Origin of the sequence: Nocardioides okcheonensis, from assembly GCF_020991065.1 — a bacterium.
In the GTDB taxonomy this organism is placed as follows: domain Bacteria; phylum Actinomycetota; class Actinomycetes; order Propionibacteriales; family Nocardioidaceae; genus Nocardioides; species Nocardioides okcheonensis.
Genome location: NZ_CP087710.1, coordinates 91,487 through 117,932, shown reverse-complemented (window position 1 = coordinate 117,932; position 26,446 = coordinate 91,487). Strand labels below are relative to the sequence as shown.

At 73.1% G+C, this 26,446-nt stretch carries 23 protein-coding genes; 16 read left to right on the top strand and 7 right to left on the bottom strand.

Going from position 1 to position 26,446, the window contains the following annotated elements; translation table 11 throughout:
• Positions 1–88 precede the first annotated feature (88 nt).
• From LN652_RS00530 to gcvT, 3 genes are read right to left on the bottom strand one after another with little or no spacing between them, the layout of a single operon-like run.
• Positions 89–961, bottom strand: coding sequence for a hypothetical protein (locus LN652_RS00530; RefSeq protein WP_230442776.1), 873 nt, complete (start codon positions 959–961; stop codon positions 89–91).
• Between the two features lie 57 nt (positions 962–1,018).
• Complete coding sequence (locus LN652_RS00525) at positions 1,019–1,270, bottom strand: hypothetical protein (protein WP_230442775.1); 252 nt, start codon at positions 1,268–1,270, stop codon at positions 1,019–1,021.
• Between the two features lie 2 nt (positions 1,271–1,272).
• Positions 1,273–2,382 carry a glycine cleavage system aminomethyltransferase GcvT gene (gene gcvT / locus LN652_RS00520; protein WP_230442774.1) on the bottom strand — a complete coding sequence of 370 codons (1,110 nt, stop codon included), beginning with the start codon at positions 2,380–2,382 and terminating at the stop codon, positions 1,273–1,275.
• 67 nt (positions 2,383–2,449) lie between these two features.
• Here gcvT and LN652_RS00515 point away from each other — a divergent pair, with 67 nt between their 5' ends.
• A complete protein-coding gene (locus LN652_RS00515) occupies positions 2,450–3,955 on the top strand; it encodes a leucyl aminopeptidase (RefSeq protein ID WP_230442773.1) in 1,506 nt (501 codons plus the stop codon).
• Positions 3,956–3,965: 10 nt separating this feature from the next.
• Here the strand turns inward: LN652_RS00515 and LN652_RS00510 are convergent, their stop codons facing one another.
• On the bottom strand, positions 3,966–4,331 hold the full coding sequence (locus LN652_RS00510) for a hypothetical protein (RefSeq protein ID WP_230442772.1): 366 nt from the start codon (positions 4,329–4,331) through the stop codon (positions 3,966–3,968).
• 162 nt (positions 4,332–4,493) lie between these two features.
• Here LN652_RS00510 and lpdA point away from each other — a divergent pair, with 162 nt between their 5' ends.
• From lpdA to LN652_RS00490, 4 genes are all read left to right on the top strand, one after another.
• Positions 4,494–5,882, top strand: coding sequence for a dihydrolipoyl dehydrogenase (gene lpdA / locus LN652_RS00505; RefSeq protein WP_230442771.1), 1,389 nt, complete (start codon positions 4,494–4,496; stop codon positions 5,880–5,882).
• Between the two features lie 39 nt (positions 5,883–5,921).
• Entirely contained in the window at positions 5,922–7,808 is a 1,887-nt protein-coding gene (gene sucB, locus LN652_RS00500; protein WP_230442770.1) for a 2-oxoglutarate dehydrogenase, E2 component, dihydrolipoamide succinyltransferase, read from the top strand.
• Between the two features lie 346 nt (positions 7,809–8,154).
• The gene (locus LN652_RS00495; protein ID WP_230442769.1) at positions 8,155–11,664 is read left to right on the top strand and encodes an ATP-binding cassette domain-containing protein; all 3,510 of its coding nucleotides are present in this window, start codon (positions 8,155–8,157) and stop codon (positions 11,662–11,664) included.
• Between the two features lie 45 nt (positions 11,665–11,709).
• Entirely contained in the window at positions 11,710–12,600 is an 891-nt protein-coding gene (locus LN652_RS00490; RefSeq protein ID WP_230442768.1) for a TIGR01777 family oxidoreductase, read from the top strand.
• Here the strand turns inward: LN652_RS00490 and LN652_RS00485 are convergent.
• Positions 12,546–13,124 carry a hypothetical protein gene (locus tag LN652_RS00485; RefSeq protein ID WP_230442767.1) on the bottom strand — a complete coding sequence of 193 codons (579 nt, stop codon included), beginning with the start codon at positions 13,122–13,124 and terminating at the stop codon, positions 12,546–12,548. The two genes, LN652_RS00490 and LN652_RS00485, sit on opposite strands and share 55 nt — an antisense overlap.
• A gap of 73 nt (positions 13,125–13,197) precedes the next feature.
• Between LN652_RS00485 and lipB the strand changes: the two genes are divergently transcribed.
• On the top strand, positions 13,198–13,941 hold the full coding sequence (gene lipB / locus LN652_RS00480; protein WP_230442766.1) for a lipoyl(octanoyl) transferase LipB: 744 nt from the start codon (positions 13,198–13,200) through the stop codon (positions 13,939–13,941).
• Between the two features lie 15 nt (positions 13,942–13,956).
• Here lipB and LN652_RS00475 read toward each other — a convergent pair whose 3' ends face one another.
• Positions 13,957–14,589: a MerR family transcriptional regulator gene (locus tag LN652_RS00475; RefSeq protein ID WP_230444791.1), complete on the bottom strand. Its 633-nt coding sequence runs from the start codon at positions 14,587–14,589 to the stop codon at positions 13,957–13,959.
• A 79-nt stretch (positions 14,590–14,668) separates the two neighbouring features.
• Between LN652_RS00475 and LN652_RS00470 the strand changes: the two genes are divergently transcribed.
• From LN652_RS00470 to LN652_RS00445, 6 genes are all read left to right on the top strand, one after another.
• Entirely contained in the window at positions 14,669–15,235 is a 567-nt protein-coding gene (locus LN652_RS00470; protein WP_230442765.1) for a DUF4188 domain-containing protein, read from the top strand.
• A 54-nt stretch (positions 15,236–15,289) separates the two neighbouring features.
• Positions 15,290–15,781, top strand: a complete 492-nt coding sequence (locus tag LN652_RS00465; RefSeq protein ID WP_230442764.1) for a (2Fe-2S)-binding protein — start codon at positions 15,290–15,292, stop codon at positions 15,779–15,781.
• Position 15,782: 1 nt separating this feature from the next.
• Positions 15,783–16,790, top strand: a complete 1,008-nt coding sequence (locus tag LN652_RS00460) for an FAD binding domain-containing protein (protein WP_230442763.1) — start codon at positions 15,783–15,785, stop codon at positions 16,788–16,790.
• On the top strand, positions 16,787–18,943 hold the full coding sequence (locus LN652_RS00455) for a xanthine dehydrogenase family protein molybdopterin-binding subunit (RefSeq protein WP_230442762.1): 2,157 nt from the start codon (positions 16,787–16,789) through the stop codon (positions 18,941–18,943). Before LN652_RS00460 ends, LN652_RS00455 begins: the two co-directional genes overlap by 4 nt.
• Positions 18,944–19,018: 75 nt before the next feature.
• The gene (gene lipA, locus LN652_RS00450) at positions 19,019–19,957 is read left to right on the top strand and encodes a lipoyl synthase (protein WP_230442761.1); all 939 of its coding nucleotides are present in this window, start codon (positions 19,019–19,021) and stop codon (positions 19,955–19,957) included.
• A gap of 50 nt (positions 19,958–20,007) precedes the next feature.
• Positions 20,008–20,715 (top strand): DUF4191 domain-containing protein, encoded by a 708-nt coding sequence (locus LN652_RS00445; protein WP_230442760.1) that lies wholly within the window; start codon positions 20,008–20,010, stop codon positions 20,713–20,715.
• A gap of 69 nt (positions 20,716–20,784) precedes the next feature.
• On the opposite strand, the gene LN652_RS00440 is transcribed toward LN652_RS00445, so the two are convergent.
• Positions 20,785–21,168 (bottom strand): RDD family protein, encoded by a 384-nt coding sequence (locus LN652_RS00440; RefSeq protein ID WP_230442759.1) that lies wholly within the window; start codon positions 21,166–21,168, stop codon positions 20,785–20,787.
• Positions 21,169–21,349: 181 nt separating this feature from the next.
• Between LN652_RS00440 and glnA the strand changes: the two genes are divergently transcribed.
• The 4 genes from glnA to LN652_RS00420 all read left to right on the top strand — a co-directional run bounded on the left by glnA (position 21,350) and on the right by LN652_RS00420 (position 26,442).
• On the top strand, positions 21,350–22,771 hold the full coding sequence (gene glnA, locus LN652_RS00435) for a type I glutamate--ammonia ligase (RefSeq protein ID WP_230442758.1): 1,422 nt from the start codon (positions 21,350–21,352) through the stop codon (positions 22,769–22,771).
• Positions 22,772–23,351: 580 nt separating this feature from the next.
• Positions 23,352–24,662 (top strand): ABC transporter substrate-binding protein, encoded by a 1,311-nt coding sequence (locus LN652_RS00430; RefSeq protein ID WP_230442757.1) that lies wholly within the window; start codon positions 23,352–23,354, stop codon positions 24,660–24,662.
• Positions 24,663–24,742: 80 nt separating this feature from the next.
• On the top strand, positions 24,743–25,606 hold the full coding sequence (locus tag LN652_RS00425) for a carbohydrate ABC transporter permease (protein ID WP_230442756.1): 864 nt from the start codon (positions 24,743–24,745) through the stop codon (positions 25,604–25,606).
• Positions 25,603–26,442 (top strand): carbohydrate ABC transporter permease, encoded by an 840-nt coding sequence (locus tag LN652_RS00420; RefSeq protein WP_230442755.1) that lies wholly within the window; start codon positions 25,603–25,605, stop codon positions 26,440–26,442. Before LN652_RS00425 ends, LN652_RS00420 begins: the two co-directional genes overlap by 4 nt.
• Positions 26,443–26,446 lie beyond the last annotated feature (4 nt).

Here is a 26,446-nt window from a genome sequence, read left to right as displayed (position 1 = left end):
GTCGAGTGCCGTCCTGACCCGGTCCGTGACAGGAGAGGGACGACCGGCTCCCGGGAGCCGGCGCGTGGTGTGTCACCACCGGAGCGGGTCAGCGGAGCCGGATCGAGCCGTCCGCACCGACGATCGTGCGCGGGGTGGAGCAGGAGCCGTCGGCCGCGCAGATCACCAGCGCGCGGCGACCCGACTCGGACTGCCGGACGGCGTCCTGCGCGCCGTCGCGCCGGGACGAGTCGACGAGGTGCGCCCAGCCGCCGTCCGGCACCTCGACGCTCTGCACCAGCACGTCGTAGGGCCCCAGTCCCGACACCGGGGGCGGCGACGGCGGCGCGTCCAGCCCGGCGGGCGCCGTCTCGGTGTCGGACACCTCGCCGTCCGCGGCGACCCGGACCAGGTCGCCCGACCGCATCCTGGCGACCACCGCGGACCCGTCGGCGACGAAGACGTCGACGTCCGGCAGCTCGACGACGACGTCGCGCAGGTGCAGGTCGCCCTCGGCGTACCAGACCACCGGGAGCGGGTTGGCCTCCTCCCGCACCGCGGGCGGCGCCGGCTGCGCGGCCCACCAGGCCCACCCGGCCGCGAGCACCGCGACGACGAGGCCCCCGACGACGCTGAGGCGCAACGTGCGTCGACGCGCGGTGCGCCGCTCCTGCTCCGCCCGGTCGAGCCAGGGCTCCGGCGCGTCCTGCGGGTCCGGGGCGCGTACGCCGTGGGGCACGGCCTCGCCGGGTCGCGGCGCCAGGCCGGCGCGCTCCCGCGCGGCCGCCCACACGACGACGTCGACCTCGCGGTCACGGACCAGTCGTGGCCACCCCCGCCGGTGGGCCAGCAGCGCGCCGGCCGCGGCGAGCCGGGCCCGGTCGGGGTCGACGCCCGCGTCCTCCAGGCCGCCGACCAGGTCGTGCCAGCGCACGGTGACGTAGCCGACGAAGTCGGCCTCGTCCTCGGAGCGACCTGCCACGACCACCGACCTCTCGTCTCGCCGGGGCTTCGGAGCGGAGGCGTGGGGCGGATGGCCTCAGGCGCTCAGGGACATGGGGCCGTAGACCTGGCGGTCGTGCTCGAACAGCGTCACCGCCGCCACGCCCTGCTCGGCGAGCTCGGCCCAGATCTCGCCGACCCACGACTCGGCGTCGCCCTGGGTGGCGAAGCGCTGGTCGGCGTGACCGGCGGGAGCGACCTCGGTGCCTGCGGCGTCCTCGAGGCGCCACCACCACGGCCGGTCGGACGACGACGGCGGACGGAAGGTCGGGGGCTGTCCGGGAAGCATGCTCACGCCTCCCGCACCGACGGGTCGACGAACGGTGGCTTGACCAGCCGGAACACCTCGCGCCTGCCACGGACGTCGACGCCGACCTCCGCGTCCTCCGCGATCGTGACGGGGAGCAGGGCCAGGCCGATGCCCTTGCGGAGCGTCGGTGAGAAGGTGCCCGAGGTGATGTCGCCGAGCGGCACGTCCTGGGTGAGGGTGACCGACATGCCGGGGCGCGGGATGCCGCGACCCTCCGCGACCAGGCCGCGCAGGCGTCGCCTCGGACCCTCCTCCCTGACCCGGAGCACCGCGTCGCGGCCCCAGAAGGTCTCCTTCTTCCAGCCGACCGCCCACGACAGGCCGGCCTCGACCGGGTTGGTGTCGAGGCTGATGTCCTGCCCGTGCAGCGGATAGCCCATCTCGGTGCGCAGGGTGTCGCGGGCGCCGAGCCCGCACGGGGTGATGCCCCACTCCTCGCCGGCCTCCATCAGCGCGTCCCACAGCTGGCCGGCCGCGTCGTTGACCACGACGAGCTCGTAGCCGCGCTCGCCGGTGTAGCCGGTGCGGCAGACGACGACCCCGACGCCGGTGTCGTAGAGCTCGGCCTCGACGAACGACATGTACTCGTGCCCGGTCGGCAGGCCGACCTTCGCCAGCACCTCGTCGGAGCGAGGGCCCTGGACGGCGAGGACGGCGTAGTCGTCGTGGTGGTCGACGACCTTCACGCCCTCGGGCGCGGCGGCCTGCAGGCGGCGCACGACCTCGGCCGTGTTGGCGGCGTTGGGGATCAGCAGCACGTGCTCGTCGTCGTGCCAGTAGGCGATCAGGTCGTCGACGATGCCGCCGGACTCGTCGAGGCAGAGCGTGTACTGCGCCTTGCCCGGTGCGATCTTGGCCAGGTCGTTGGAGAGGGTCGCGCCGACGAGGTCGACGGCGCCGGGACCCGACACCATCGCCTTGCCGAGGTGGCTCACGTCGAACACGCCCACGGACTCGCGCACCGCGGTGTGCTCCTTGACCACGCCGGTCGGGTACTCCAGCGGCATCGACCAGCCACCGAACTCCGCGAGCTTGGCGCCGAGGGCCGCGTGCCGGTCGTGGAGGGGCGACTGCTTGAGCGTGGTGGCCATGTCGCGCAACCTACCCCAGCCCGGGGAGCCGTACGGCGACCTCCCGGGCCTCGCCTAGCATGCCCGGGTGACCACGTACACGCTGCGCAGCGCCAACCCCGCCAAGACCCGAGCCGACGCCGTCGTGGTGGGGGTGGTCTCGGGTCCGAAGGGCCCGCGCCTGTGCGACGCCGCGGAGGAGGTGAGCGCGGCCTACGGGCGCCGCCTGCGCCCGTTCCTGTCCACGATGGGCGTGACCGGCAAGCCCGGCGAGGCGGTCAAGGCGCCGACCCGCGACGAGGTCAACGCCCCGCTGCTCGTCTTCGTCGGCCTCGGCGACGACCCGACCGACGCCACCGCCGTGCGCCGAGCGGCCGGCGTCGCCTCCCGCAGCGTCCCGAACGCCGCGTCGGTCGCCCTCGCGCTGCCCAGCGACACGCCCGAGCTCGTCGGCGCCGTCGTCGAGGGCCACCGCCTCGGCGGCTACACCTTCGACGCCTACAAGTCCTCCCCCGCCGAGCGGACCGCGCCCGCCGACGTCGTGGTGCTCAGCCCGATCGCCCGGCGCTCCGAGGCCACCGCCGCGCTGGAGGCTGCCGAGGTGCTCGCCGACGCGGTCGCGCTGTGCCGCGACTGGGTCAACACCCCGCCCGCCGACTGCACGCCGCCGCTGCTCGCCGACCTCGTCACCGCCGCGCACAAGGAGGCCACCAAGGGCCGCGGCGCGCCCAAGGTGAAGCTCGAGGTCTTCGACCACGAGCAGCTGGCCGAGATGGGCTGCGGCGGCATCCTCAGCGTCGGCAGCTCGTCGGTCGCGCCCTCGCGCCTGGCCAAGCTGACCTGGGCGCCGAAGGGCGCCGTCGCGCACCTCGCGCTCGTCGGCAAGGGCGTCACCTTCGACTCCGGCGGCCTCACCATCAAGCCGTCGTCGAGCATGACCAACATGAAGGGCGACATGGCCGGCGCCGCCAGCGTCGTGGCCGCCACGCTCGCCATCGCGCGCCTCGGCCTGCCGGTGAAGGTCACCGCCTGGGCCCCGATGGCGGAGAACATGGTCTCCGCCACGTCGACCCGCCCCGGCGACGTGGTCACCATGCACAACGGCCGCACGGTCGAGATCGCCAACACCGACGCCGAGGGCCGGATGCTGCTCGGCGACGCGCTGTCGATGGCGATCCTCGAGGAGCCCGACGTCGTGATCGACATCGCCACCCTCACCGGCCACATGCAGCTCGCCCTCGGCGACAAGGTCGGCGCGGTGATGGGCACCGACGACCAGGTGCCGGCCGTCCTCGCCGCCGGCGCCGCAGCCGGCGAGCAGCACTGGCCGATGCCGATCCCCGAGGAGATGAAGGAGCGGGTCACCAGCTCCAAGGTCGCCGACCTGCTCCAGCACGACTGGGTGCGCTGGGGCGGCGGGCTCTACGCCTCGGCGTTCCTGCGCGAGTTCACCGGCGGCCTGCCCTGGGCGCACCTCGACATCGCCGGCAAGGAGATGAACACCGGCGCGCCCTACGGCCACGTCCCCTCGGGCGCCACCGGCTTCGGCGTCACCACGCTGGTCGCGTTCGCGCGCTCGCTCGCCGAGGCCTGAGCCGGACCGCTCAGAAGCCGCGGGAGCGGCGCTCGGCCTTCTTGCGGGAGTTGTAGTCGCGCATCCGCTGCGGCACGCCGACGACCGCGGCGTCGTAGGACGGGACGCGGTGGCGGTTGGCGAAGTCGTGCGCCCACTTCACGCTCGGCACCCGGCGGCGCGTCCACTCCCCGTCGTGGGCGACCAGCAGGATCGTCACGTCGCTGACCGCGGTGCGCGGCTCGACGAACCCCTCCACGCCCTGACGGGTGCGGACGAACTCCTCGAGGTGGCGTACGTCCTCGCCGTCGGAGGCGCGCACGCGCGTGGAGCCGGTGCGCTCAGCGTCCCGCGCCGGCCGGCTGGTGCGACCCGAGCGCCGGAATCGATCGAACATGCCCATGCGCCCATTCTGCCGGTGCACCCCGAACCGTGTCGCCGAACCCGCCGGTGGGCTCACCCAGACCCGGTGTGGACAGCCTCGCAAAGAGTGCAAGGATGGGCGGCGCCGCACTCAGGCGTGGGTCGGCGTGAGTCGAGCAAGGTGGAGGGAACATCAGTGACGGACGGTGAGTTCGACGTCCTCGTCCTCGGGGCTGGTTCGGGCGGTTACGCCTGTGCCCTGCGAGCGGCCCAGCTGGGCCTGAGCGTCGGCCTGGTCGAGAAGGGGAACCTCGGCGGCACCTGCCTGCACGTCGGCTGCATCCCGACCAAGGCGCTGCTGCACGCAGCCGAGGTCGCCGACTCCGCGCGCGAGGCCGCCCAGTTCGGCGTCTCCGCCACCCTCGACGGCATCGACATGGCCGGCGTCAACGCCTACAAGGACAAGGTCGTCGACCGGCTCTTCAAGGGCCTGACCGGGCTGATCAAGTCGCGCGGCATCACCGTCATCCAGGGCGCCGGCACGCTGACCGGCCCGCGCGAGGTCACCGTCGACGGCACCGCCTACACCGGCAAGGCCGTCGTCCTCGCCTCCGGCTCCCACAGCAGGAGCCTGCCCGGCCTCGAGGTCGACGGCGAGCGGGTCCTCACCTCCGAGCACGCGCTGCGCCTCGACCGCGTGCCCGCGTCGGCCATCGTGCTCGGCGGCGGCGTCATCGGCTGCGAGTTCGCCAGCGTCTGGAAGTCGTTCGGCTCCGACGTGACCATCGTCGAGGCGCTGCCGCGCCTGGTCGCCGCCGAGGACGAGGCGTCGTCCAAGGCCCTCGAGCGGGCCTTCCGCAAGCGCAAGATCAGCTTCCTCACCGCGACGTCCTACAAGAGCGTCAAGGTCACCGACACCGGCGTCGCCGTCACCGTCGAGGGCGCCAAGGACGGGGAGAGCGTCATCGAGGCCGAGGTGCTCCTCGTCGCCGTCGGTCGCGGCCCCTCCACCGACGGCCTCGGCTACGCCGAGCAGGGCGTCGCGATGGAGCGCGGCTTCGTGCTCGCCGACGAGCGCTGCCGCACCAACGTCGAGGGCGTCTACGCCGTCGGCGACATCGTCCCCGGCCTCCAGCTCGCGCACCGCGGCTTCCAGCAGGGCATCTTCGTGGCCGAGGAGATCGCCGGCCTCGACCCGCAGCCGATCGACGAGACCGGCATCCCGCGGGTGACGTACTCCCACCCCGAGATCGCCTCGGTCGGGCTCGACGAGGCGCGCGCCCGCGAGCTGCACGGCGACGCGGTGACGACGGTGACCTACGACCTCGGCGGCAACGGCAAGAGCCAGATCCTGCAGACCCAGGGCTTCGTCAAGCTGGTCGGTCTCACCGACGGCCCGGTGCTCGGCGTCCACATGGTGGGCGACCGGGTCGGCGAGCTCATCGGCGAGGCGCAGCTGATCTACAACTGGGAGGCGCACGCCGAGGACGTCGCTCCGCTGGTGCACGCGCACCCCACCCAGAACGAGGCGCTCGGGGAGGCCCACCTGGCCCTCGCCGGCAAGGCCCTCCACGCACACTCCTGACCACCCCGACCCACACCACACGCGAGCGTAAGGAACCACATGGCCTCCGAAGTCACCCTCCCCGCACTCGGCGAGTCCGTCACCGAGGGCACCGTCACCCGCTGGCTCAAGCAGGTCGGTGACACGGTTGCCGTCGACGAGCCGCTGCTCGAGGTCTCCACCGACAAGGTCGACACCGAGATCCCCTCCCCCGTCGCCGGCACCCTGCTGGAGATCAAGGCCAACGAGGACGACACCGTCGAGGTCGGCGCCGTGCTGGCCGTCGTGGGCGAGGAGGGCGAGTCCGCGGGCGACGCCACCGAGTCCGCCGAGCCCGAGGCCCAGCCGGCCGACGAGGCCGAGTCGGAGAAGAAGGCCGAGCAGGAGGAGCAGGTCGCCGAGGAGACCGGCGAGCTGCCGGCCGGCGACGAGACGCCCGAGTCCGAGAAGGACGACGCCCCGGCCGAGTCCGAGCCCGCCGCCGAGCAGGCCGCGTCCGGTGGGTCCGGTGGGTCCGGCGGCTCCGGCACCCCGGTCACCCTGCCCGCGCTGGGCGAGTCCGTCACCGAGGGCACCGTCACCCGCTGGCTCAAGCAGGTCGGCGACGAGGTCGCCGTCGACGAGCCGCTGCTCGAGGTCTCCACCGACAAGGTCGACACCGAGATCCCCTCCCCCGTCGCCGGCACCCTGCTGGAGATCAAGGCCAACGAGGACGAGACCGTCGAGGTCGGCGCCGAGCTCGCGATCATCGGCTCGGGCGACGCAGGCGGCGCGCCGCAGTCCGCGGAGGCGCAGCCCAAGGACGAGGCCAACGCCGAGAAGAAGGCCGAGCAGGAGCAGCAGATCGTCGAGGAGAAGGGCGAGCTGCCCGCCGGCGACGAGACCCCCGAGGCCGAGAAGGAGGAGGCGCCGGCGCAGGAGGCCCCCGCCCCCTCGCAGCAGGCTCCCGCCGCGTCCGCTCCCACCGCGGCCGCCCCGGCCGCGAGCGAGGGCGGCCGCGACCAGTCGGCCTACGTCACGCCGCTGGTGCGCAAGATGGCCGACCAGCACGGTGTCGACCTCGGCGCGATCCAGGGCACCGGCGTCGGTGGCCGGATCCGCAAGCAGGACGTGCTCGACGCCGCCGCGGCGTCCCAGCAGGCTGCTGCCGCCCCGGCTCCGGCCGCGCCGGCCGCGCCTGCCGCCGCGGGTACTCCGCCGGCCGCCGCCGCGCCGTCCTCGGCGTCCCCGTCGCCGCTGCGCGGCACGACCGAGCCGATGTCGCGCCTGCGCAAGGTGATCGCGTCGCGGATGGTCGAGTCGCTGCAGGAGGCCGCCCAGCTGACCCAGGTCATGGAGGTCGACGTCACGGCGATCGCCCGCCTGCGCGAGGCGTCCAAGGCCGACTTCCAGGCGCGCGAGGGCGTGAAGCTGACCTACCTGCCGTTCTTCGCCAAGGCCGCGATCGACGCGCTCAAGCTGCACCCCAAGCTCAACGCCGCGATCGACGCCGAGAAGGGCGAGGTGACCTACTACGACCGCGAGAACATCGCGTTCGCGGTCGACACCGAGAAGGGTCTGCTGACCCCGGTCGTCAAGGAGGCCGGCGACCTGTCGATCGCCGGGCTGGCCAAGAAGATCGCCGACGTCGCCGAGCGCACCCGCACCAACAAGATCACGCCCGACGAGCTCTCCGGCGGCACCTTCACGATCACCAACCTCGGCAGCTTCGGGGCCCTGTTCGACACCCCGATCATCAACAAGCCGCAGGTCGCGATCCTCGGTCCCGGTGCGGTCGTCAAGCGGCCCGTCGTGATCGACGACCCGAACCTCGGCGAGACGATCGCGGTGCGCCACATGGTCCACCTCGCGCTGACCTACGACCACCGCCTGGTCGACGGCGCCGACGCGGGCCGCTTCCTCCAGGAGGTCAAGAAGCGCCTCGAGGCCGGCCAGTTCGAGGTCTGAGCCCAGCGGGCCGGAGCGAAGCGACGGCCCGCGTCGGGCGAGGAGGTCGAGGGATCGGCGTCCCGCGAGCCTGCGAGCGGGGCGCACCGATCGTCTCGAGACCCACGTGAGCCCCACCTGCACCACCGACGCCCCCGTCCGCACCTGCGGGCGGGGGCGTCGTCGTACGCCCGGCCCTCCTCCACAGCCCCGCCCGGTAGTCCGCTGCGATCGGCCGGTCGGGGCGCACACGGGACCGGCCGATCGCAGCGGACTACCGGGGAGGGGTGGGGAAGGACACCCCGGCGCGGGCGAAAACCCGAGGCGCGATGTCGGTGCCGCCGCGTAACGTCTGGTGACTGTGACGGTGACCCAGACGCAGCCCCGGACGACACCGGCACCGACCCCTGCGGAGGAGGGTCTGCCGGCGGGCCGGGTGCCCGTCGACTGGCGTCGCGTACGCCGTCCGCTGACCGTCGTGTGCCTGTCGATGGCGCTGGTCGGCGCGATCGCCTCCTCGCTCGGCAGCGTGGTCGCCGGGCGCCTGGCCGAGTCCCCGACCTCCACCCTCGTCGCGCTCCTCGCGACCTGCGTCGTGGGCGGCGCGTTCGTCGACACGGCCGCCCGGACGCTGTGGGGCGTCGTGGTCGACCGCGCCGAGGGCCGGCTGCGCGCGGACCTGATCGACGCCGCGATGGCGCAGCCGCTCTCCGAGCTCTCGGAGCAGGCCGTCGGCGAGGTCCTGGACCGGATCGACGACGACACGTGGGAGGTCGGCCAGCTGATGCGCTGGGGCGTCTGGATGGCGCTGCGCACGCTGCTGTCGGCCGGCCCGCTGTGGCTCGTCGCCGGGCTCACCTGGTGGCCCTCGGCGGTGCTGTTCCCGCTGTGCGCGGTGCTGGTGTGGTTCGCCATCCGCCGGCTGTTGCCCCAGATCGCCGAGCGCAAGGTGCTCGAGGAGGCCGCGTGGACCGACCACGCCGCCTCGACCGAGGAGGGCGTGGCCGCCCGCGACGACATCCGCACCTCGCTCGGCCAGTCCCACGTCCTGCGCCGCAACGCCGAGCTGGCCGCCGAGATCCACCGCCGGCTGCGCCGGGTGCTGGCCATCGAGGTCAGCGTCACCCGACGCAGCGGCGCGCTGCTGCACGGCGTGCTCGCCGCCACCGGCGTGGTCGGGGTGGCGCTGGTGCTCGCCGGCGACCTCACCACCGCGCGGCTGGTGACGCTGTTCCTCGTCACCACGATGTTCGTCGGCCAGGTCGACATGCTGGCTCGTCACCTGCCCGACCTGCAGGAGGGCATGGGCGCGGTGCTGCGGCTGCGCGGGATGCTCGCGGTCCCGGCCGAGCCGGTGGGCGGCGAGGCGCTGCCGACCGGTCCGCTCGACGTCGAGCTGCGCGGCCTCGCCTTCTCCTACGGCCACGGCACCTTCGCGCTCCGCGACGTCGACCTCACCGTCCCCGCCGGCCACACCTGCGCCCTCGTCGGCCGCACCGGGTCCGGCAAGTCGACGCTGGCCTCGCTGCTGTCGCGGGCCGTCGAGCCGCCCCGCGGGTCGGTGTTCATCGGCGGCACCGACGTCCGCGACCTCGACCTCCAGCTCCTGCGCTCCGCCGTCGGCGTGGTCACCCAGCGCACCGAGATCCTCGCCGGCAGCCTGGCCGACAACATCACCCTCTTCTCCGACACACCGCGGGCGCAGGTCGTCGCCGCCGTCGAGGAGCTCGGCCTCACCGAGTGGGTCGCCGGTCTCCCCGACGGCCTCGAGACGCGGCTCGGGCCCGGCGGCACCACGCTGTCCGCCGGCGAGGAGCAGCTCGTCGCGTTCGCCCGCCTCCTGGTGCGCGACGTCAGCATCGTGGTCCTCGACGAGGCGACGGCCCGGATGGACCCCGTGACCGAGGCCCGGGTCGTGCGCGCTGCCGACCGGCTGATCGCCGGCCGCACCGGCATCCTCGTCGCCCACCGGCTCTCGACGACCGAGCGCGCCGAGCAGGTCGCCGTGCTCGAGTCGGGCCGGGTCGTGCAGCAGGGGCCGCGCGAGCGCCTCGCCGTCGCCGACGGACCGTTCCGCGACCTCCTCGAGGCCGCCGCCCACGAGGTGGCGGTCGAGGAGCACCACCACGACGACACGGCGATCGGCTCGGTGCGCCGCAGCACGACGCCGCCCGAGCCGCCGCACGTCGACCCGCCGCTCGGGCTGATGCGCCAGGTCTGGCACTGCATCCGGCTCAAGCCGGAGTGGGGCCTGGTCGGGGCGGCGCTCTTCCTGGCCGCCTCGATCACCGGCGCCTACGGCGCGGTCACCGGCTTCGTCTGGGGCCACGTCGTGACCTCGCTCCAGGGCGGCGACGTCTCGCCCTGGCTGGTCGTGGCACTCGTCGCCTCGCTGATGGTGGGCCCGCTGCTGCTCTCGCAGGCGTTCTGGACCTACCCGCACTGGTGGGTCGAGGTCCGGATGCGGGTGCGGGCCGCGGTGCTGGCCGGGCAGACCTCCCAGCGCCGCCTCGTCCGCACCCCGCCCGGCGAGGTCGTCGCGCGGGCCATGGACGCCGACCGCATCGCGCGCTACACCGACCGCTGGGTCGACTTCGTCAACGGCCTCGTCGTCGCCGGGCTGACCGCCCTGATCGCCGGCACGTGGGTCGCCGGCGCGATCCTCCTGGCCGTCATGACGGCCTCGGCCCTCGCGTCCTCGCTCGGGCGCCGGGTCGCGGGCCGGTCGGCCGCCGCGGCGTCCACCGCGCGCGCCCGCTTCGGGCAGTCGCTCGTGTCGACCCTCGAGTCGATCCGCACCGTCAAGCTGGCCGCGGCCACGCCCCAGCTGCACCACCACCTCCGCGAGGTCGACAGCGGCCGGGTCGACGCCGCGGTGCGCGAGCACCGCGTCCAGTCGCTCCTCGACGGTGTGCCCGTCGTAATGGTGCAGTGCGGCGTCGTCGCCGCGTGGGCCGGGCTGCTCGCCGGGCGCTGGGAGCTCGCGACCGCGCTGCTGGTCGCCAACGCCGTCAGCGGGTTCGACTGGTTCGGCCGGGTCGCGGGCGCCGTGGTGACGGAGGCCCCGGGCACCCGCGCGTGGATGCACGCCACCAGCGCGCTGGCCGGCGGCGGCGACCTGATGGTCCTGCCCGCCGGGATGGACCTCTCCGAGGGCACCGCGGACGCGCCGCCGACCCCGGTGCGCGACCCGCTGCGCACCCTCACCCTGCGCGAGCTCTCCGCGGTCCACGACGACGGCACCCTCGGCGTCCAGGACGTCGACCTCGAGGTGCGCTCCGGCGAGCTCGTGCTGCTGCTCGGCCAGGTCGGCTCGGGCAAGTCGAGCCTGCTCGGGGCCCTCGCCGGGCTGGTCGGCAGCACCGGGGAGATCCTCTGGAACGACGTGCCCGTCGACGACCCGCAGACCGCGCTGCGGCCGGCGCGGGTCGCCCACGTCGCCCAGGTCCCGCGCGTGCTGTCGGGGACGTTCACCGGCAACGTCGGGCTCGACCACCCCGGCCGCCCGGTGGTGCCGGCCCTCGACGCCGCCCGGATGGGTCGCGACGTCGCCGAGGCCGGCGGCCCGGACTCGCTCGTGGGACACCGGGGCGTACGCCTCTCCGGCGGGCAGGTGCAGCGCCTTGCGCTGGCCCGGGCGCTGGCGTGCGACGCCGACGTGCTGCTCGCAGACGACGTCTCGTCCGCGCTCGACGCCGCCACCGAGATCGAGCTCTGGGAGGCGCTGCGCTCGCGCGGCTCGACGGTGATCGGCGCGACCAGCAAGGCCGCGGCCCTCGCCCGCGCCGACCGGGTCGTCGTGCTCGACGCCGGGCGCGTCGTCGACCAGGGTCCGTGGGAGCGGCTGACCGCGCGCTGGGGGCACCTCGCCGGCTGACCCGTCCGGGCGGGGCCGCTTTGGTCCGCATGGTTGGGTGGGCGCATGCGCGTCGTCATCGCCGGAGCGTCCGGGTTCCTCGGCACCCACCTGACCGAGCACCTGCGGTCCCACGGCCACGAGGTGACCACCCTCGTGCGCCGCGACCCCACCTCCTCGCACGAGTCCCGCTGGGACCCCTCGCGCGGCGAGGTCGACGCGGCGGTGGTCACCCGGGCGGACGCCGTGGTCAACCTGGCGGGCGCGAGCATCGCCGGCAACCCGCACTCGGGCCGCTGGGCCGAGGAGGTCCTGGAGAGCCGGATCTCGACGACCGGGCTGCTCGCCCGCACCGTCGCCGCCGCCGAGCGGCCGCCCGCGCTGCTCGCCGGCAACGGCATCGCCTGGTACGGCGACCACGGCGACGCGCTCGTCACCGAGGACGCCGACAGCCGCGGCGACGCCTTCCTCACCCGGGTCACCCGCGAGTGGTCCGCGGCCGCGGACCCGGCCCGCGACGCCGGCGCCCGGGTGTGCGTGCTGCGCACCGCGCCGGTGATGGACCGCACCTCTCCCCCGCTCCGGCAGCTGCGGCTGCTGTTCAAGGCCGGGCTCGGCGCGCGCCTGGGCTCGGGCGAGCAGTACTTCCCGATGATCTCGCTGCGCGACTGGATCGGCTCGGTGGCCTACCTGCTGGAGTCGCGCGACGTGTCCGGCGCCTTCAACCTCTGCTGCCCGACCACCCCGACCAACGCCGAGTTCACCCGCGAGCTCGCCCGGGCCGTACGCCGCCCCGCCTTCCTCGCCGCGCCCGCCGCGATCCTCAAGGTCGCCGCCGGCGACCTCTCCTCGGAGCTGCTGGCCTCGGTCAACGCCCGTCCGGCCGCGCTGGAGCGGGCCGGCTACGACTTCGAGGACGAGGACGTGCGCGAGGTGCTGGCGGCGGCGCTGTCCTGACCGGTCGCCTCCACGACCCGCCACCCGCCGTCGGCGCTCCGCGCCAGCACCACCTCCCGCGCACCGGGCCGCGCGACCGGCAGCGGCACCGCACCGTCGGGACCGACCGCGACCGCGCCGACCACCCGGTCGGTGGTGCGCAGCACCAGCCGGTCCGGTGAGCGCTCGACCACCCGCAGGGCCAGCACCTGCGTGGTGAGCCCGTCGACCCTCAGCCCACGGGCGAGGTAGCGGCGCAGCAGCGCGACGTCGGCCGCCCCCGCGCGCGAGCCCGGGACGTAGAGCCTCCGCAGCGCGCTCACGTCGCCGGTCGCCCACGCCGCCGACCGCCGCCGGTCCCAGGCGGCGAGCACCCCGCTCGGTCCCTCCGCCGCGGCGTCGGCCGTGGGCGCGGCCGGCGCGACCTCCGCCGGCGGTGGCGTGGCCCCGTCCGGGTGCGACCGGGCCCAGCCGACGACGGCCGTGAGGACGACGCAGGCACACGCGAGGGCGGTGAGGGCGGGGACGAGGCGGCGTGGGTCCACCCGGCCAGCCTCGCCGATCCGGGGCCCGGACGTCGGGCGTCGTCCACAGGCACGACGGCGTAGGCTCGCAGGCATGTCGCTGGACGTGAACGCGCTGGACTTCGAGGTCGCCGGGCTCGGCGACGACGCCGTCGACTACCTCGCCGCGTGGGACGTGCAGCGGCGGGTGCACGAGGAGGTCGTCGCCGGCACCCGCGGTGGCACCGTCCTGCTGCTCGAGCACCCGCCGGTCTTCACCGCCGGCAAGCGCACCGACCCGCACGAGCGCCCGGCCGACCCGGGCGGCGCCCCCGTCATCGACGTCGACCGCGGCGGCAAGATCACCTTCCACGGCCCCGGCCAGCTCGTCGGCTACCCGATCGTCGCGCTGCCCGACCACGTCAAGGTCGTCGACTACGTGCGGCGCGTCGAGGAGGCGCTGATCGCGGTGTGCACCGACCACGGCGTCACCACGGCGCGCATCCCCGGGCGCAGCGGCGTGTGGCTGCGCGAGGACGACCGCGGGCCGGAGCGCAAGATCGCCGCGATCGGCATCCGGGTCAGCCGCGGCGTCACGATGCACGGTTTCGCGCTCAACTGCGACGTCGACCTGGGGTGGTACGACCGGTTCGTGCCGTGCGGGATCGCCGACGCGGGCGTCACGTCGCTGAGCCGCGAGCTCGGCCGCGACGTCACCGTCGACGACGTCCTGCCGAGCGTGCGGCGGCACCTCGCGACGTACCTCGCGTGGCAGCCCTACGACGCGACGCCCGACTACGACGCCCGGCCCGAGCCCGGTCGCGGTCCGCGGATCCAGCTGGTCACCCCCGGCGCCTGAGCCCGGGACCGGGACTCAGTCGCGTCGGTCCTCGGCGAACCGCTCGTAGGAGTGGTGCTCCTCGGCGAGCCGCCGCAGCGTGGTGAGGACGGTGGCGAAGACCACCTGTCCCACGATCATCTCCTCCAGCAGCCCGACCCGGTCCTTGCTGCCGTCGAGGTGGCCGATCTCGTCGCGGGCGAGCTGGTCGGCGGCCGCGAGGTAGGGGGCGAGCTCGGCCGGGTCGCGCGGGTGGGTGTCGTAGGCGCCGAGCAGCTCGAGCGTCGCCGCGAGGTTGTCGCGGTCCACCGACTCGGCCCGGACGTGGTGCCACCCCGCCTCGGCGATCAGCCGGTCCGCCACGGCCCGGGTGGCCTCGCGGGCCGGACCGGCCGCGGGCGGGGTCGGCGCGATCGCGTCGGCCGCGACCGCGAACAGCTCCTGGACGGTGCCGCGCACCTCGGTCGCCGCGACCAGGCGGCGCAGCCCCTCGACGGGCACGTCGCCGACCTCGCGGAGGATCCGCAGCAGCTCGAGGCGGCGCACGTGGCGCTCGTCGTAGTCGGTGAGGCGTGGCGTGCGCTTCTCGCCCTCGGGCAGCAGCCCCTCGCGGACGTAGTACTTGATGGTCGGCACCGGCACCCCGGTCCGCTCCGCCAGCTCCGACATCCGCACGACGACCCCCTTGACCCACTTGCTGGATAGTGCCACTCTCCACGTAGAGACTACAACTATCCAGGAGGGTGTCATGGCAGCACCGAGCAGCCGGCGTGTCCCGCGGGCGTACGCCGCCGCCGAGGGCCGCGCGCCCCGCGGCGTGCGGAGCGGGCAGGTCGTCGCCGACCCGCAGGGCGACGACGTCGTCGTCTTCGTGATCGGGATGCGCATCAACCGCCTGCGCAAGGTCCGCAGCTGGTGGCCCTCCTTCGTCGGCATGCCGAAGATGCTGCGCGAGCTCGCCGAGGCCGACCGCGGCCTGCTCGGGGTGCAGACCTTCTGGGCCGGACGCGTCCTGCTCACCATCCAGTACTGGCGCAGCGCCGAAGAGCTCGGCGCCTACGCCCGCGACGCCTCGCTGTCGCACGCGCCCGCCTGGGGCGCCTTCAACAAGCGGGCGGCCGCGACCGGCGACGTCGGGATCTTCCACGAGACCTACGTCGTGCCGAGCGACCGGATCGAGAGCGTCTACGCGAACATGACCGACTTCGGGCTGGCGCGGGCCGTCGGGGCCGTCCCCCGCGGGGAGCGCTCCGGCACCACCGCGCACGAGCGCCTCGACACCACCGAGCCCGACTACGTCGACGCCGAGCGCTGAGCACAGGCACCGAGGGGTGATCTCCGCGACCGCCACTCCTGCTTCCATGGTGCGATGAGCCGGACGTCCGTCAACCTGACCGTCAACGGGGACCAGCACGTGGTGGAGGTGGACACGCGGCGCTCGTTGCTCGACCTGCTGCGCGACGACCTCGGCCTCACCGGCACGCAGAAGGGTTGCGACCAGGGAGCGTGCGGCGCCTGCACCGTCCACCTCGACGGCCGCCGCCGCCTCTCCTGCCTCACCCTCGCAGTACAGGCCGAGGGGCACGCGGTCACCACCATCGAGGGCATCGGGACCGGCGACGCGCTGCACCCGGTCCAGCAGGCGTTCCTCGACTGCGACGCCTTCCAGTGCGGCGCGTGCACGGCCGGGCAGGTGATGTCGGCGGTGGCGCTGCTCGACGAGGTCGAACGCCCCGGGGCCGAGGAGGTCCGCGAGCTGATGAGCGGCAACCTGTGCCGCTGCGGCGCGTACCCGCGCATCGTCGACGCGGTCCTCGCCGCCGCCGGCTCGGGCCCGGCTGCCGCCGCGACGGAGGCCTGACGTGCACCCCTTCACCCACGTCCGCGCCGACGACGTCGCCGCAGCCGCCGCGGCGCTGACCTCCGACGCCGTCGCGCGAGCCGTCCAGACGCCCGACGACGTCGTCGTCCTCGCCGGCGGCACCACGCAGTACGACCTGATGAAGGACGGCGTCTGGTCGCCCGGCACCCTCGTGGACATCACCGACCTCCCGCTCGTCGACGTCGCGCGCGAGGACGACGTCCTCGTGGTCGGCGCCGGGGTGACGATGGCCGACCTGGCGGTGCACGACGCGGTCGCGGGCCTCGACGTCCTGCGCGACTCGCTGCTGCTCGCCGCCTCACCCCAGCTCCGCACCATGGCCACCGTCGGCGGCAACCTGCTGCAGCGGACCCGCTGCCGCTACTTCCGCGACCCGGAGGTCGCCCAGTGCAACAAGCGGGTCCCCGGCAGCGGGTGCGCGGCGGTCGAGGGCACGGCCCGGATGCACGCCGTCCTCGGCGTCGACGCCGGCTGCATCTCGGCGCACCCCTCCGACCTCGCGGTCGCCCTCGTGGCGCTGGACGCGCGCGTGCGGCTGCTCGGCCCGGACGGCACGCGCACGGTGCCGGTCACCGACCTGCACGTCCGCGCCGACGACGACCCCGCTCGCGACAACACGCTCCGGGCCGGTGAGCTCCTCACCCACCTCGAGGTCCCGCTCCCCGACGCCCGCACCGGCTACCTCAAGGTGCGCGAGCGCGCGTCGTACGAGTTCGCACTCACGTCCGCGGCCGTCGTCGCCCGGGTCGAGGACGACCGCCTCGCCCACGTCGCGATCGGGCTCGGCGGCGTCGGGTCGGTGCCCTGGCGGGCCCGCCGCGCCGAGGAGGTCCTGGCCGGGCAGCGGCCGACGCTCGCGCTGTTCGAGCAGGCCGCCGAGGCCGAGCTCGCGGACGCCTTCACCGTCCCCGGCACCACCTTCAAGCCCGAGCTGGCCCGCCGCACCCTCGTGCGCCAGCTCCGCGACGTGACAGGAGCGAGCGCGTGACCACGACGTCCGAGCGCACCAGCAGCCGCACCGAACAGCCCGTGATCGGCGACGACGCGACCCGCGTCGACGGTCCCCTCAAGGTGACCGGCGGGGTCCCCTACGCCGACGACCTCGCCCCCCGCGACGCGCTGGTCGGCGTGCTGGTGGGCAGCACCGTGGCGGCCGGCACCGTCACGCTCGTCGACACCACCGACGCGCTGGCGGCGCCCGGCGTGGTCGAGGTGATCACCCATCGCAACGCCCCGCGCGTCGCCCGGCCGAACGAGTCGGCCGCCGGGCGGGCACCGGTGCCGCCGTTCCAGGACGACCGGGTGCGCTTCCGCGGCGACTACGTCGCGCTGGTCGTCGCGCAGACGCGCGAGGAGGCGGTCCACGCCGCGTCGCTGCTCCACGTCCACGTCGACGCCGACGAGCCCGTCGTCGACCTCAACGACCCCCGTGCCGTCCGCGAGGACGACGACCCGGTGGGCGCCGACAGCGTCCGCGGCGACCTCGAGCGCGGCCTCGCGGAGGCCGACGTGGTCGTCGAGGCCGACTACGCCACCGGCGACAACACCAACAACCCGATCGGCCTGTTCGCCGCCTGCGCGCAGTGGGACGGCGACGCGCTGACCATGTGGGCGACCACCCAGTGGCCGTTCAACGTGGCCGACAGCCTGGCCGAGGCGTTCGACGTGCCCCGCGAGGGCGTGCAGGTGCTGTGCCCCTACCTCGGCGGCGGCTTCGGGTCGGGCCTGCGGCCGTGGCCGTTCATCCACGCCGCCGCGATGGCCGCCCGCGTCGTCGGGCGCCCGGTGCGGGTCGTGCTCAGCCGGACGCAGATGTTCACCGGGGTCGGCCACCGCCCCGAGACGGTGCAGCGCGTACGCCTCGGGGCGCGGCGCGACGGCACCCTGACCGCGGTCGAGCACACCGCGACCGTCCCGGCAGCGCTCGACGACGACAACCCCGAGGACGTCGTCTCCGGCACCCGCCAGGGCTACGCCGTGGAGCACCTGCGCACCGACGTCGACCAGGTCCGGCTGCACATCTCACCGCCCGGCTCGATGCGGGCGCCCGGCGAGGCGCAGGGCAACTTCGCGCTGGAGACCGCGCTCGACGAGCTCGCGGTCGAATTGGGCGTCGACCCGGTCGAGCTCCGGCTGCGCAACTACGCCGAGACCAACCCCGACCAGGACGACCTGCCGTGGTCGAGCAAGGCGCTCGACGAGTGCCTGCGGCGCGGCGCCGAGCTGATCGGCTGGGACGACCGCGACCCGACGCCGCGCTCGATGCGCGACGGCGACGACCTCGTCGGCTACGGCATGGCGGCGGTGTCGTTCTTCTACTTCCAGCAGCCCTGCTCCGTACGCCTCGTGGTGCGCGCCGACGGCAGCGCCGTCGTGCACTCCTCGGCGATGGACATCGGGACCGGGACCTACACGGTGGTCACGCAGGTCGCGGCCCGCCACCTCGGGCTCGACCTGGCCGACGTCGAGGTCGTCCTCGGCGACAGCTCGCTGCCGGCCTCTCCCCCGGCCGGCGGGTCCGGGCTGGCGATGGCGATCACCAACGCGGTCGCGCGCGCGGCCGCGTCCCTGCTCGACGACCTCGGCCTCGGCGACGCCCCCGGGCGCGCGGCGCTGTCCGGAGCAGTCGGGCAGCGCGACGAGGTGTCCGCCGAGGCGACCGCCACCCCACCCGACCCCTCCGAGGTCGGCATGTCGCCCTCGGGCGCCTTCGGGGCGAAGTTCGCCAAGGTCCGCGTGGACGCCGACCTCGGGCTGGTCCGCGTCGAGCGGCTGGTGTCGGTCGTGGACTGCGGCGAGGTGCTCAACGAGCGCACCGCGCGCAGCCAGGTCGTCGGCGGCACGGTCGGCGGGATCGGGCACGCCCTGCTCGAGCACACCGTCACCGACCTGCACGCCGGCCCGCAGACCGGGCGGATCACCAACGCCCACCTCGCCGACTACCTCGTCGCCGTCAGCGCGGACGTCCCCGACCTCGAGGTCGAGTTCGTCGGCGGGCCCGACCGGCTCAACCCGGTGGGCGTCAAGGGTGTCGGCGAGATCGGGCTGTGCGGCGTCGCGGCGGCCATCGGCAACGCGGTCTTCCACGCCACCGGACGGCGCGTGCGCCGTCTGCCGATCACGCCCGACCTGCTGCTCTGAGACGGTGCCGGGCGGGCCGGGAGCGGCCCCGGAGGGCGAATTGGGCGGGCACCGGGCCCGGCGTAGAGTGACGACGTGACTGCCCCTGCACCCGAAGGACGCAAGCTCCTCCGCCTGGAGATCCGCAACGCCGAGACGCCGATCGAGCGCAAGCCCGAGTGGATCAAGACGAAGGCGAAGATGGGGCCGGAGTACACCGCCCTGCAGAACCTGGTGAAGTCCGAGGGACTCCACACGGTCTGCCAGGAGGCCGGGTGCCCCAACATCTTCGAGTGCTGGGAGGACCGCGAGGCCACCTTCCTCATCGGCGGCGAGCAGTGCACCCGCCGCTGCGACTTCTGCCAGATCGACACCGGCAAGCCCGCCCCGCTCGACCGCGACGAGCCCCGCCGGGTGGCCGAGTCGGTGCAGAAGATGCAGCTCAAGTACGCCACCATCACCGGCGTCGCGCGCGACGACCTGCCCGACGGCGGCGCGTGGCTCTACGCCGAGACCGTCCGCGCGATCCACGCGCTCAACCCGGGCACCGGGGTGGAGAACCTGATCCCCGACTTCAACGGCAAGCCCGACCTGCTCACCGAGGTGTTCGAGAGCCGTCCCGAGGTGCTGGCCCACAACGTGGAGACCGTGCCGCGGATCTTCAAGCGGATCCGCCCGGCGTTCCGCTACGACCGGTCCCTGGACGTGATCACCCAGGCCCGCGACTTCGGGCTGGTCACCAAGTCCAACCTGATCCTCGGCATGGGCGAGACCCGCGAGGAGGTCTCGCAGGCGCTGCGCGACCTGCACGACGCGGGCTGTGAGCTGATCACCATCACCCAGTACCTGCGCCCCTCCCCGCGCCACCACCCCGTCGAGCGGTGGGTCAAGCCCGAGGAGTTCGTCGAGCTCAAGGCCGAGGCCGACGAGATCGGCTTCGCCGGCGCCCTCTCGGGTCCGCTGGTCCGCTCGTCCTACCGCGCCGGCCGGCTGTACGGTCAGGCCATGGACGCCCGCGCCGCCGCGACCGTCTGACCCGCTCCTCCGCACCGCACCACCACTCACCTAGCTGGACAAGGCCACCTATGTCGACCCCCGCCTCCACGCCCACCTCGCGCCGTGGGCAGATCATGCAGACCTACCAGATGGCCAAGCGCAGCGACCCGCGCCTGGGCCTGATCATCCTCGCGACGTTCGTGGTGGGCGCGGCGGCCGGTTTCGGCCTGATGTGGCTGCTGCCCGGCGACGGCGCGCTGTCGCTGGTGATCTCGATCATCGGCGCGTTCATGATCGGCATGCTCGCGGCGCTGATCGTCTTCGGTCGCCGCGCGCAGAAGGCGGCGTACACCCAGATGGAGGGCCAGCCCGCCGCGGCCGCCGGTGCGCTGCAGATGCTGCGCCGCGGCTGGAAGGTCGCCCCGGTGGTCGGCTTCACCAAGCAGCAGGACGTCGTGCACCGCGTCGTCGGCCCGCCCGGCATCGTCCTGGTCGGCGAGGGCTCGAGCCAGTCGCGCGTCAAGGCGCTGCTCGCCACCGAGCGCAAGAAGCACGAGCGGGTCGCCTACGAGGTCCCGATCCACGAGGTCGTCTGCGGTCGTGGCGACGGCGAGGTGCCGCTGCCCAAGCTGGTGCGCCACGTCCAGAAGCTCGGTCGCAACGTGAAGCCCGCCGAGATGACCGACATCCTCCAGCGGCTCAAGGCGCTCGACGCCCAGCGCGGCAAGCTGCCCCTGCCCAAGGGCCCGGTCCCGACCTCGATGAAGGGCATGCGCTCGCAGCAGCGCGGACGCTGAGCGATCGCTGGTCGAGGTGTGAGCCTCGATGGTCGAGGTGCGAGCGCAGCGAGCCTCGAGACCCTCGGCTCAGAGGGTGACGGTGCGGGTCCCCGCGGCCAGGTCGTGGACCCCGCGCCCGTCGAAGGTCAGCAGCGGCGGGACCAGCAGCCCGACCAGCACGCTGCGCAGCAGCGACCGCAGCAGCGGCACGGGCCGCGAGGGGTCGCGGTGGTCGACGACCCGCACGCGCGTCACGAGCTTGCCGAAGGACCCGCCCGTGGTGGCGGTGAAGAGCGCCGACTCGAGCACGAAGAGCGCGAGGGTGCCGAGGCCGTTGGGGTTCGAGCCCAGCACGCCGACGGCGACGAGGCCCTCCACGACGGCCAGGCAGGCGAGCCAGTCGACGACCAGCGCCAGGATCCGGCGTCCCCAGGTCGCGCTCTCGAGGGTCGGTGTTACGGCGCTCGTCACGCCACCAGCCTAGGAGGGTGCCGGTCGGCGCCACGTGCCGGTCACCCGTAACACGCCCGAAACAAACGGGATACGGTCAAGAAACTGCCCCTGACTAGGGTCGGGGTCACGGTGCAACGAGGCTCCGTTCCCGACGCTGCAATCTCGACGGCCGCGAGAGGTCCGTCAAGGAGGACACCGAATGTTCAACAACTCCGATGAGCTCCTGAAGTTCATCAAGGACGAGGGCGTCGAGATGATCGACGTCCGCTTCTGCGACCTGCCGGGCGTGATGCAGCACTTCACGGTCCCGGCCTCCTCCTTCGACCAGAGCGTCTTCGACGACGGCCTCGGCTTCGACGGGTCCTCGATCCGCGGCTTCCAGGCGATCAACGAGTCGGACATGTCGCTCTTCCCGGACCCGACGACGGCCTACCTCGACCCGTTCCGCAAGTCCAAGACCCTCAACGTCAACTTCTTCATCCACGACCCGATCACCGGCGAGGCCTACAGCCGCGACCCGCGCAACATCGCGCGCAAGGCGCTGGCCTACCTCGACTCGACCGGCATCGCGGACACCGCGTACTTCGCCCCCGAGGCCGAGTTCTACATCTTCGACAGCGTCCGCTACTCCACCGGCGTCAACGAGGGCTACTACCACATCGACTCCGTCGAGGGCTGGTGGAACTCGGGCAAGGAGGGCGAGGAGAACAAGGGCTACAAGACCCGCCTCAAGGGCGGCTACTTCCCCGTCGAGCCCTACGACCACTACAGCGACCTGCGCGCCGACATGGTCAAGAACCTCGAGGCCAGCGGCCTGCTCGTCGAGCGCGCCCACCACGAGGTCGGCACCGCCGGCCAGGCGGAGATCAACTACCGCTTCGACACGCTGCTCAAGGCCGCGGACGACGTGATGAAGTTCAAGTACCTCATCAAGAACACCGCCTGGGAGCAGGGCAAGTCGGTCACCTTCATGCCGAAGCCGATCTTCGGCGACAACGGCTCGGGCATGCACGTGCACCAGTCGCTGTGGAAGGACGGCGATCCGCTGTTCTTCGACGAGACCGGCTACGCGGGTCTCTCCGACACCGCCCGCTGGTACATCGGCGGCATCCTCAAGCACGCCCCGTCGCTGCTGGCGTTCACCAACCCGACGGTGAACTCCTACCACCGCCTGGTGCCGGGCTTCGAGGCGCCGATCTCGCTGGTCTACTCCTCGCGCAACCGCTCCGCCTCGGTCCGCATCCCGATCACCGGCGCGAACCCGAAGGCCAAGCGCGTTGAGACCCGCTTCCCCGACCCGTCGGCGAACCCGTACCTCGCCTTCGCCGCCCTCATGCTCGCCGGCCTCGACGGCGTCCAGAACAAGACGGAGCCCGCGGCCCCGATCGACAAGGACATCTACGAGCTGCCGCCGGACGAGATGGCCGACATCGACCAGGTGCCCACCAGCCTCGGTGCCGTCCTCGACGCGCTCGAGGCCGACCACGAGTACCTGACCCGCGGCGGCGTCTTCACCGACGACCTGATCGAGACCTGGATCCACTTCAAGCGGACCCAGGAGATCGCCCCCGTGCAGCTGCGCCCGCACCCGCACGAGTTCGAGCTCTACTACGACATCTGAGCCACGCTCAGCGCCGACCTGCGGGTCCACCCGCTGATCGGCGTCTGACCTGCGAGAACGTCCCAAGACACCTTCGGTTGTCTTGGGACGTTTTCGGTTGATGAGGATGGCCTCCGACCTGCCGTCGGTGTTCTCCACCCGGATCCGTCTCCCGCCCGGGAGCACCTCCGACCACCTGGAGGTGTTGCCCGCGTTGTGGCGGATGCCCGAGGAGGCGAACCCGTGCCCGAACCCCTGATCTGCCGGTCGCCGATGACGATGACGATCCGCGTCTTGAGCGAGCAGTCGCCGGGCGGGACGTAGATCACCGCCCCGGCTGTGGACGCAGCAGCGGCCGTCGGTCAGCCAGAACACGCGACGAAACATCCGCTCGCCGTTCCCACGAGTCCGGTGAGGCCTGCGCGGGAGCCTTCCTCCGAGTCCAGGAAATTTTGGCCGCGTTTGGCAGTGGACGCGACGGTCGTCACATGGCAAGACTGTGCCAAGACGTTTTGCCAAAACGTTTCGTCACCGTAGGGTGACCCCCACTCGCATCCGCGGCGTGGCAGCCGCGCAGATCTCTAGAACGGGAGTCGAAGTGATGACGCTTCGCAACGTGCGCGGCCGCCGGGCCGCGATGGTCGGGACGGCGGTGGCGACGATCGCCGCGCTGGCCCTCTCGGGGTGTGGTGCCGGCGGTACGTCCTCCGCGGACGGCGGTGACGTCCTGACGGTGCTCGTCGAGGGTGGCGGGCTCGCCGAGCTCCAGCCGATCGCCGACCTCTACGAGGAGGAGACCGGGACCTCCGTCAAGCTGGTCGAGCTCCCCTACGACGGCCTCTACGACCGCATCCAGACCGAGCTCGGGTCGGGCAGCGTGTCCTTCGACGTCGCCGCGCTCGACGCGATCTGGCTGAGCGCGTTCGCCGACGGCGTCGAGCCGCTCGACGACCTGTTCACCGACGAGGTGAAGGGCGACCTCTTCCCCGGCCTGGTGTCCGAGGCACAGGTCGACGGCACGTACGTCGGGATGCCGATCTTCACCAACTCCGAGATCCTCTACTACCGCACCGACCTGTTCGAGGACGCGAAGAACAAGGCCGACTTCGAGAAGGAGTACGGCTACCCCCTCGCACCCCCCACGACGTGGGAGCAGTACACCGACGCCGCGGAGTTCTTCACCCGCGACACCGACGACGACGGGAAGGTCGACCTCTACGGCACCGACGTCAAGGGTGCCGTCGAGACCGAGTGGCTCGCGACGGTGTCGCAGGCCGGTGCCGAGCAGATGGTGATGGACCCCGCGAGCGGCGACGTCACGATCGACAGCAAGGAGCACCTCGCCGCGCTCGACTACTACACCAGCCTGCTGCCGTACGCCCCCGAGGGCGCGGCCCAGCTGGACTGGGCCGGGGCCCAGAACCTCTTCTACCAGGGCAAGCTCGCGATGATGCGCTTCTGGGGCCACGCCTACACCCAGACCCCGGACGACGCGGCGGTCAAGGGCAAGATCGGCGCCGCACCGATGATCGCGGGCCCCGGTGGCGTCGCCGGCGTCCCGGGTGCCTGGTACCTCTCCGTCCCGACCGCCGGGACCAAGCAGGAGGAGGCCAAGGACTTCATCGCCTTCGCCTACGACCACAACGAGCTGTCCGTCGACACCTCGCTCGGCCTGGTCAGCCGGGTCTCCGCGTTCGAGTCGCAGGACGGCGTCGAGGGGCGCGAGAACTACCCGGCGATCCTCGAGACGCTCAACTCCCCCGCCACCCGGGCCCGGCCCGCGACCCCGCAGTGGCAGGAGATCGTCAACACCGTGCTGACGCCGATGCTGCAGAAGGCCGTCGAGCCGGGCGCCGACAACGCGGCCCTGCTCGCCGACGCCAAGGAGCAGATCGAGGAGATCACCAGGTGATCGTCAGCTGACCACGGGGCGGCCGGTGACGTGCCGGCCGCCCCAGCCCGCCCCTCCCCTACTGTCCCCAAGGAGCTGACGTGCGTGTGAACGACCGCCGCTTCGCCGCGCTGATGATGGCGCCCGCGGCCGCCTTCCTCCTCGCCTTCGTCGCCTGGCCCCTCGTCCGGTTCGTCACCAACGGCTTCTACGACATCTCCCCCGTCGCCGGCGGTCCCCGCGAGTTCGTGGGCCTCGACAACTTCGCGGCCGCCTTCTCATCCGACGCCTTCCAGGGCGCCTCGTGGCGCACCGCGCTCTACACCCTCGTCGTGGTGGCGCTGGAGTTCACCATCGGCCTCGGCGTCGCGCTGCTGTTCTCCGCCCTGGGCAGCCGCTCCACGGTGTTCCGCACCCTGTTCATGTACCCGCTGATGATCGCCCCGGTCGTCGCCGGCCTGCTGTGGCGGTTCCTGCTCATCGACAACTTCGGCATCGTCAACGAGCTGCTCGGCATCGACGTCAGCTGGCTCAGCGACCCCGACATCGCGCTGTTCTCCGTGGCGCTGCCGGACGTCTGGCTCACCACGTCCTTCATCACCCTCGTGCTCTTCGCGGGCCTGCAGAACGTCCCCGGCGACGTCCTCGAGGCGGCCCGGCTCGACGGCGCCGGCTTCTGGACCATGCTCCTGCGCATCATCGTCCCGCTGCTGCGACCGGTGATCGCGGTCGCGCTGATCGTGCGCGGCATCGACGCCGCCCGCGCGTTCGACATCATCCTGATCCAGACCAACGGCGGCCCGCAGGAGAGCACGACGACGCTGAGCCTGCTGGTCTACCGGACCATGACCCGCTACGGCGACATCGGCCTCGCCAGCGCGATGGGGACGATCTACCTCCTCGCCATGCTGGCCGTCGCGAGCGTGGCGATCTTCGCCATCTGGCGCCCGGGGGCCGACGCATGAACGGCCTCGAGACCACGCGCCGGCTCCCCCGCGCCATCCTGTGGGGCGTCCTGGTGGCCGTCCTGGTGCTCTACGGGTTCCCGTTCCTCTACCTCGCGCTCACCTCCTTCAAGACTCCCAGCGACGCGATCGCGGTCCCGCCCACGGTGCTGCCGAAGGTGTGGACGCTCGACAACTACGTGACGGCGCTGGCCAAGGACGGCGTCGTCCCGGCGCTGGTCAACAGCGTCGTCACCGCAGTGCTCAGCACGGTCTTCTCGCTGGTCCTGGCCGTCCCGGCGGCCTACGCGATCACCCGCTACCGCACGCCGAGCGGGCGCGTCTTCGTGATGGCCGCGCTGGTCACCCGGATGGTCCCGACCATCGCGGTCGGCGCACCGCTGGTGGAGACGATGCGCACGCTGCACATCAACGACACGTCGTTCGCCCTGGCGATCGCGCACACCACGATCTCGCTGCCGCTGTCGATCTGGTTGCTCGCCAGCTTCTTCGAGGCCGTGCCCGAGGAGCTCGAGGAGGCCGCCAAGGTCGACGGCGCGTCCCGGCTCGTGGCGCTGCGGCTGGTCGTGCTGCCGGTGGTGTCTGGCGGCCTGGCGGTGACGGCGATCTTCGCCTTCCTCGCGTCGTGGAACGAGTTCCTCTTCTCGCTCCTGCTCACCTCGGTACGCGCCCAGACGACGCCCATCGTGATCGCCAACTTCCAGACCCAGTTCGGCCTGGACTGGGGCGCGATGACCGCGCTGGCGGCGATCTACTCCGTCCCGGTCATCCTGCTCACCCTGGTCCTGCAGCGCCACATCGTCGCGGGGCTCACCCTCGGGGCGGTCAAGGGATGATCGG

Excerpts from the sequence above, each read along its gene's own strand:
- LN652_RS00420 (WP_230442755.1), top strand. The coding sequence starts at position 25,603 with ATGAACGGCCTCGAGACCACGCGCCGGCTCCCCCGCGCCATCCTGTGG.
- LN652_RS00490 (WP_230442768.1), top strand. The coding sequence starts at position 11,710 with ATGCGCGTCGTCATCGCCGGAGCGTCCGGGTTCCTCGGCACCCACCTG.
- LN652_RS00525 (WP_230442775.1), bottom strand. The coding sequence starts at position 1,270 with ATGCTTCCCGGACAGCCCCCGACCTTCCGTCCGCCGTCGTCGTCCGAC.
- gcvT (WP_230442774.1), bottom strand. The coding sequence starts at position 2,382 with ATGGCCACCACGCTCAAGCAGTCGCCCCTCCACGACCGGCACGCGGCC.
- LN652_RS00510 (WP_230442772.1), bottom strand. The coding sequence starts at position 4,331 with ATGTTCGATCGATTCCGGCGCTCGGGTCGCACCAGCCGGCCGGCGCGG.
- lipB (WP_230442766.1), top strand. The coding sequence starts at position 13,198 with ATGTCGCTGGACGTGAACGCGCTGGACTTCGAGGTCGCCGGGCTCGGC.
- LN652_RS00430 (WP_230442757.1), top strand. The coding sequence starts at position 23,352 with ATGACGCTTCGCAACGTGCGCGGCCGCCGGGCCGCGATGGTCGGGACG.
- sucB (WP_230442770.1), top strand. The coding sequence starts at position 5,922 with ATGGCCTCCGAAGTCACCCTCCCCGCACTCGGCGAGTCCGTCACCGAG.
- LN652_RS00465 (WP_230442764.1), top strand. The coding sequence starts at position 15,290 with ATGAGCCGGACGTCCGTCAACCTGACCGTCAACGGGGACCAGCACGTG.
- LN652_RS00470 (WP_230442765.1), top strand. The coding sequence starts at position 14,669 with ATGGCAGCACCGAGCAGCCGGCGTGTCCCGCGGGCGTACGCCGCCGCC.
- LN652_RS00475 (WP_230444791.1), bottom strand. The coding sequence starts at position 14,589 with ATGTCGGAGCTGGCGGAGCGGACCGGGGTGCCGGTGCCGACCATCAAG.
- LN652_RS00445 (WP_230442760.1), top strand. The coding sequence starts at position 20,008 with ATGTCGACCCCCGCCTCCACGCCCACCTCGCGCCGTGGGCAGATCATG.
- glnA (WP_230442758.1), top strand. The coding sequence starts at position 21,350 with ATGTTCAACAACTCCGATGAGCTCCTGAAGTTCATCAAGGACGAGGGC.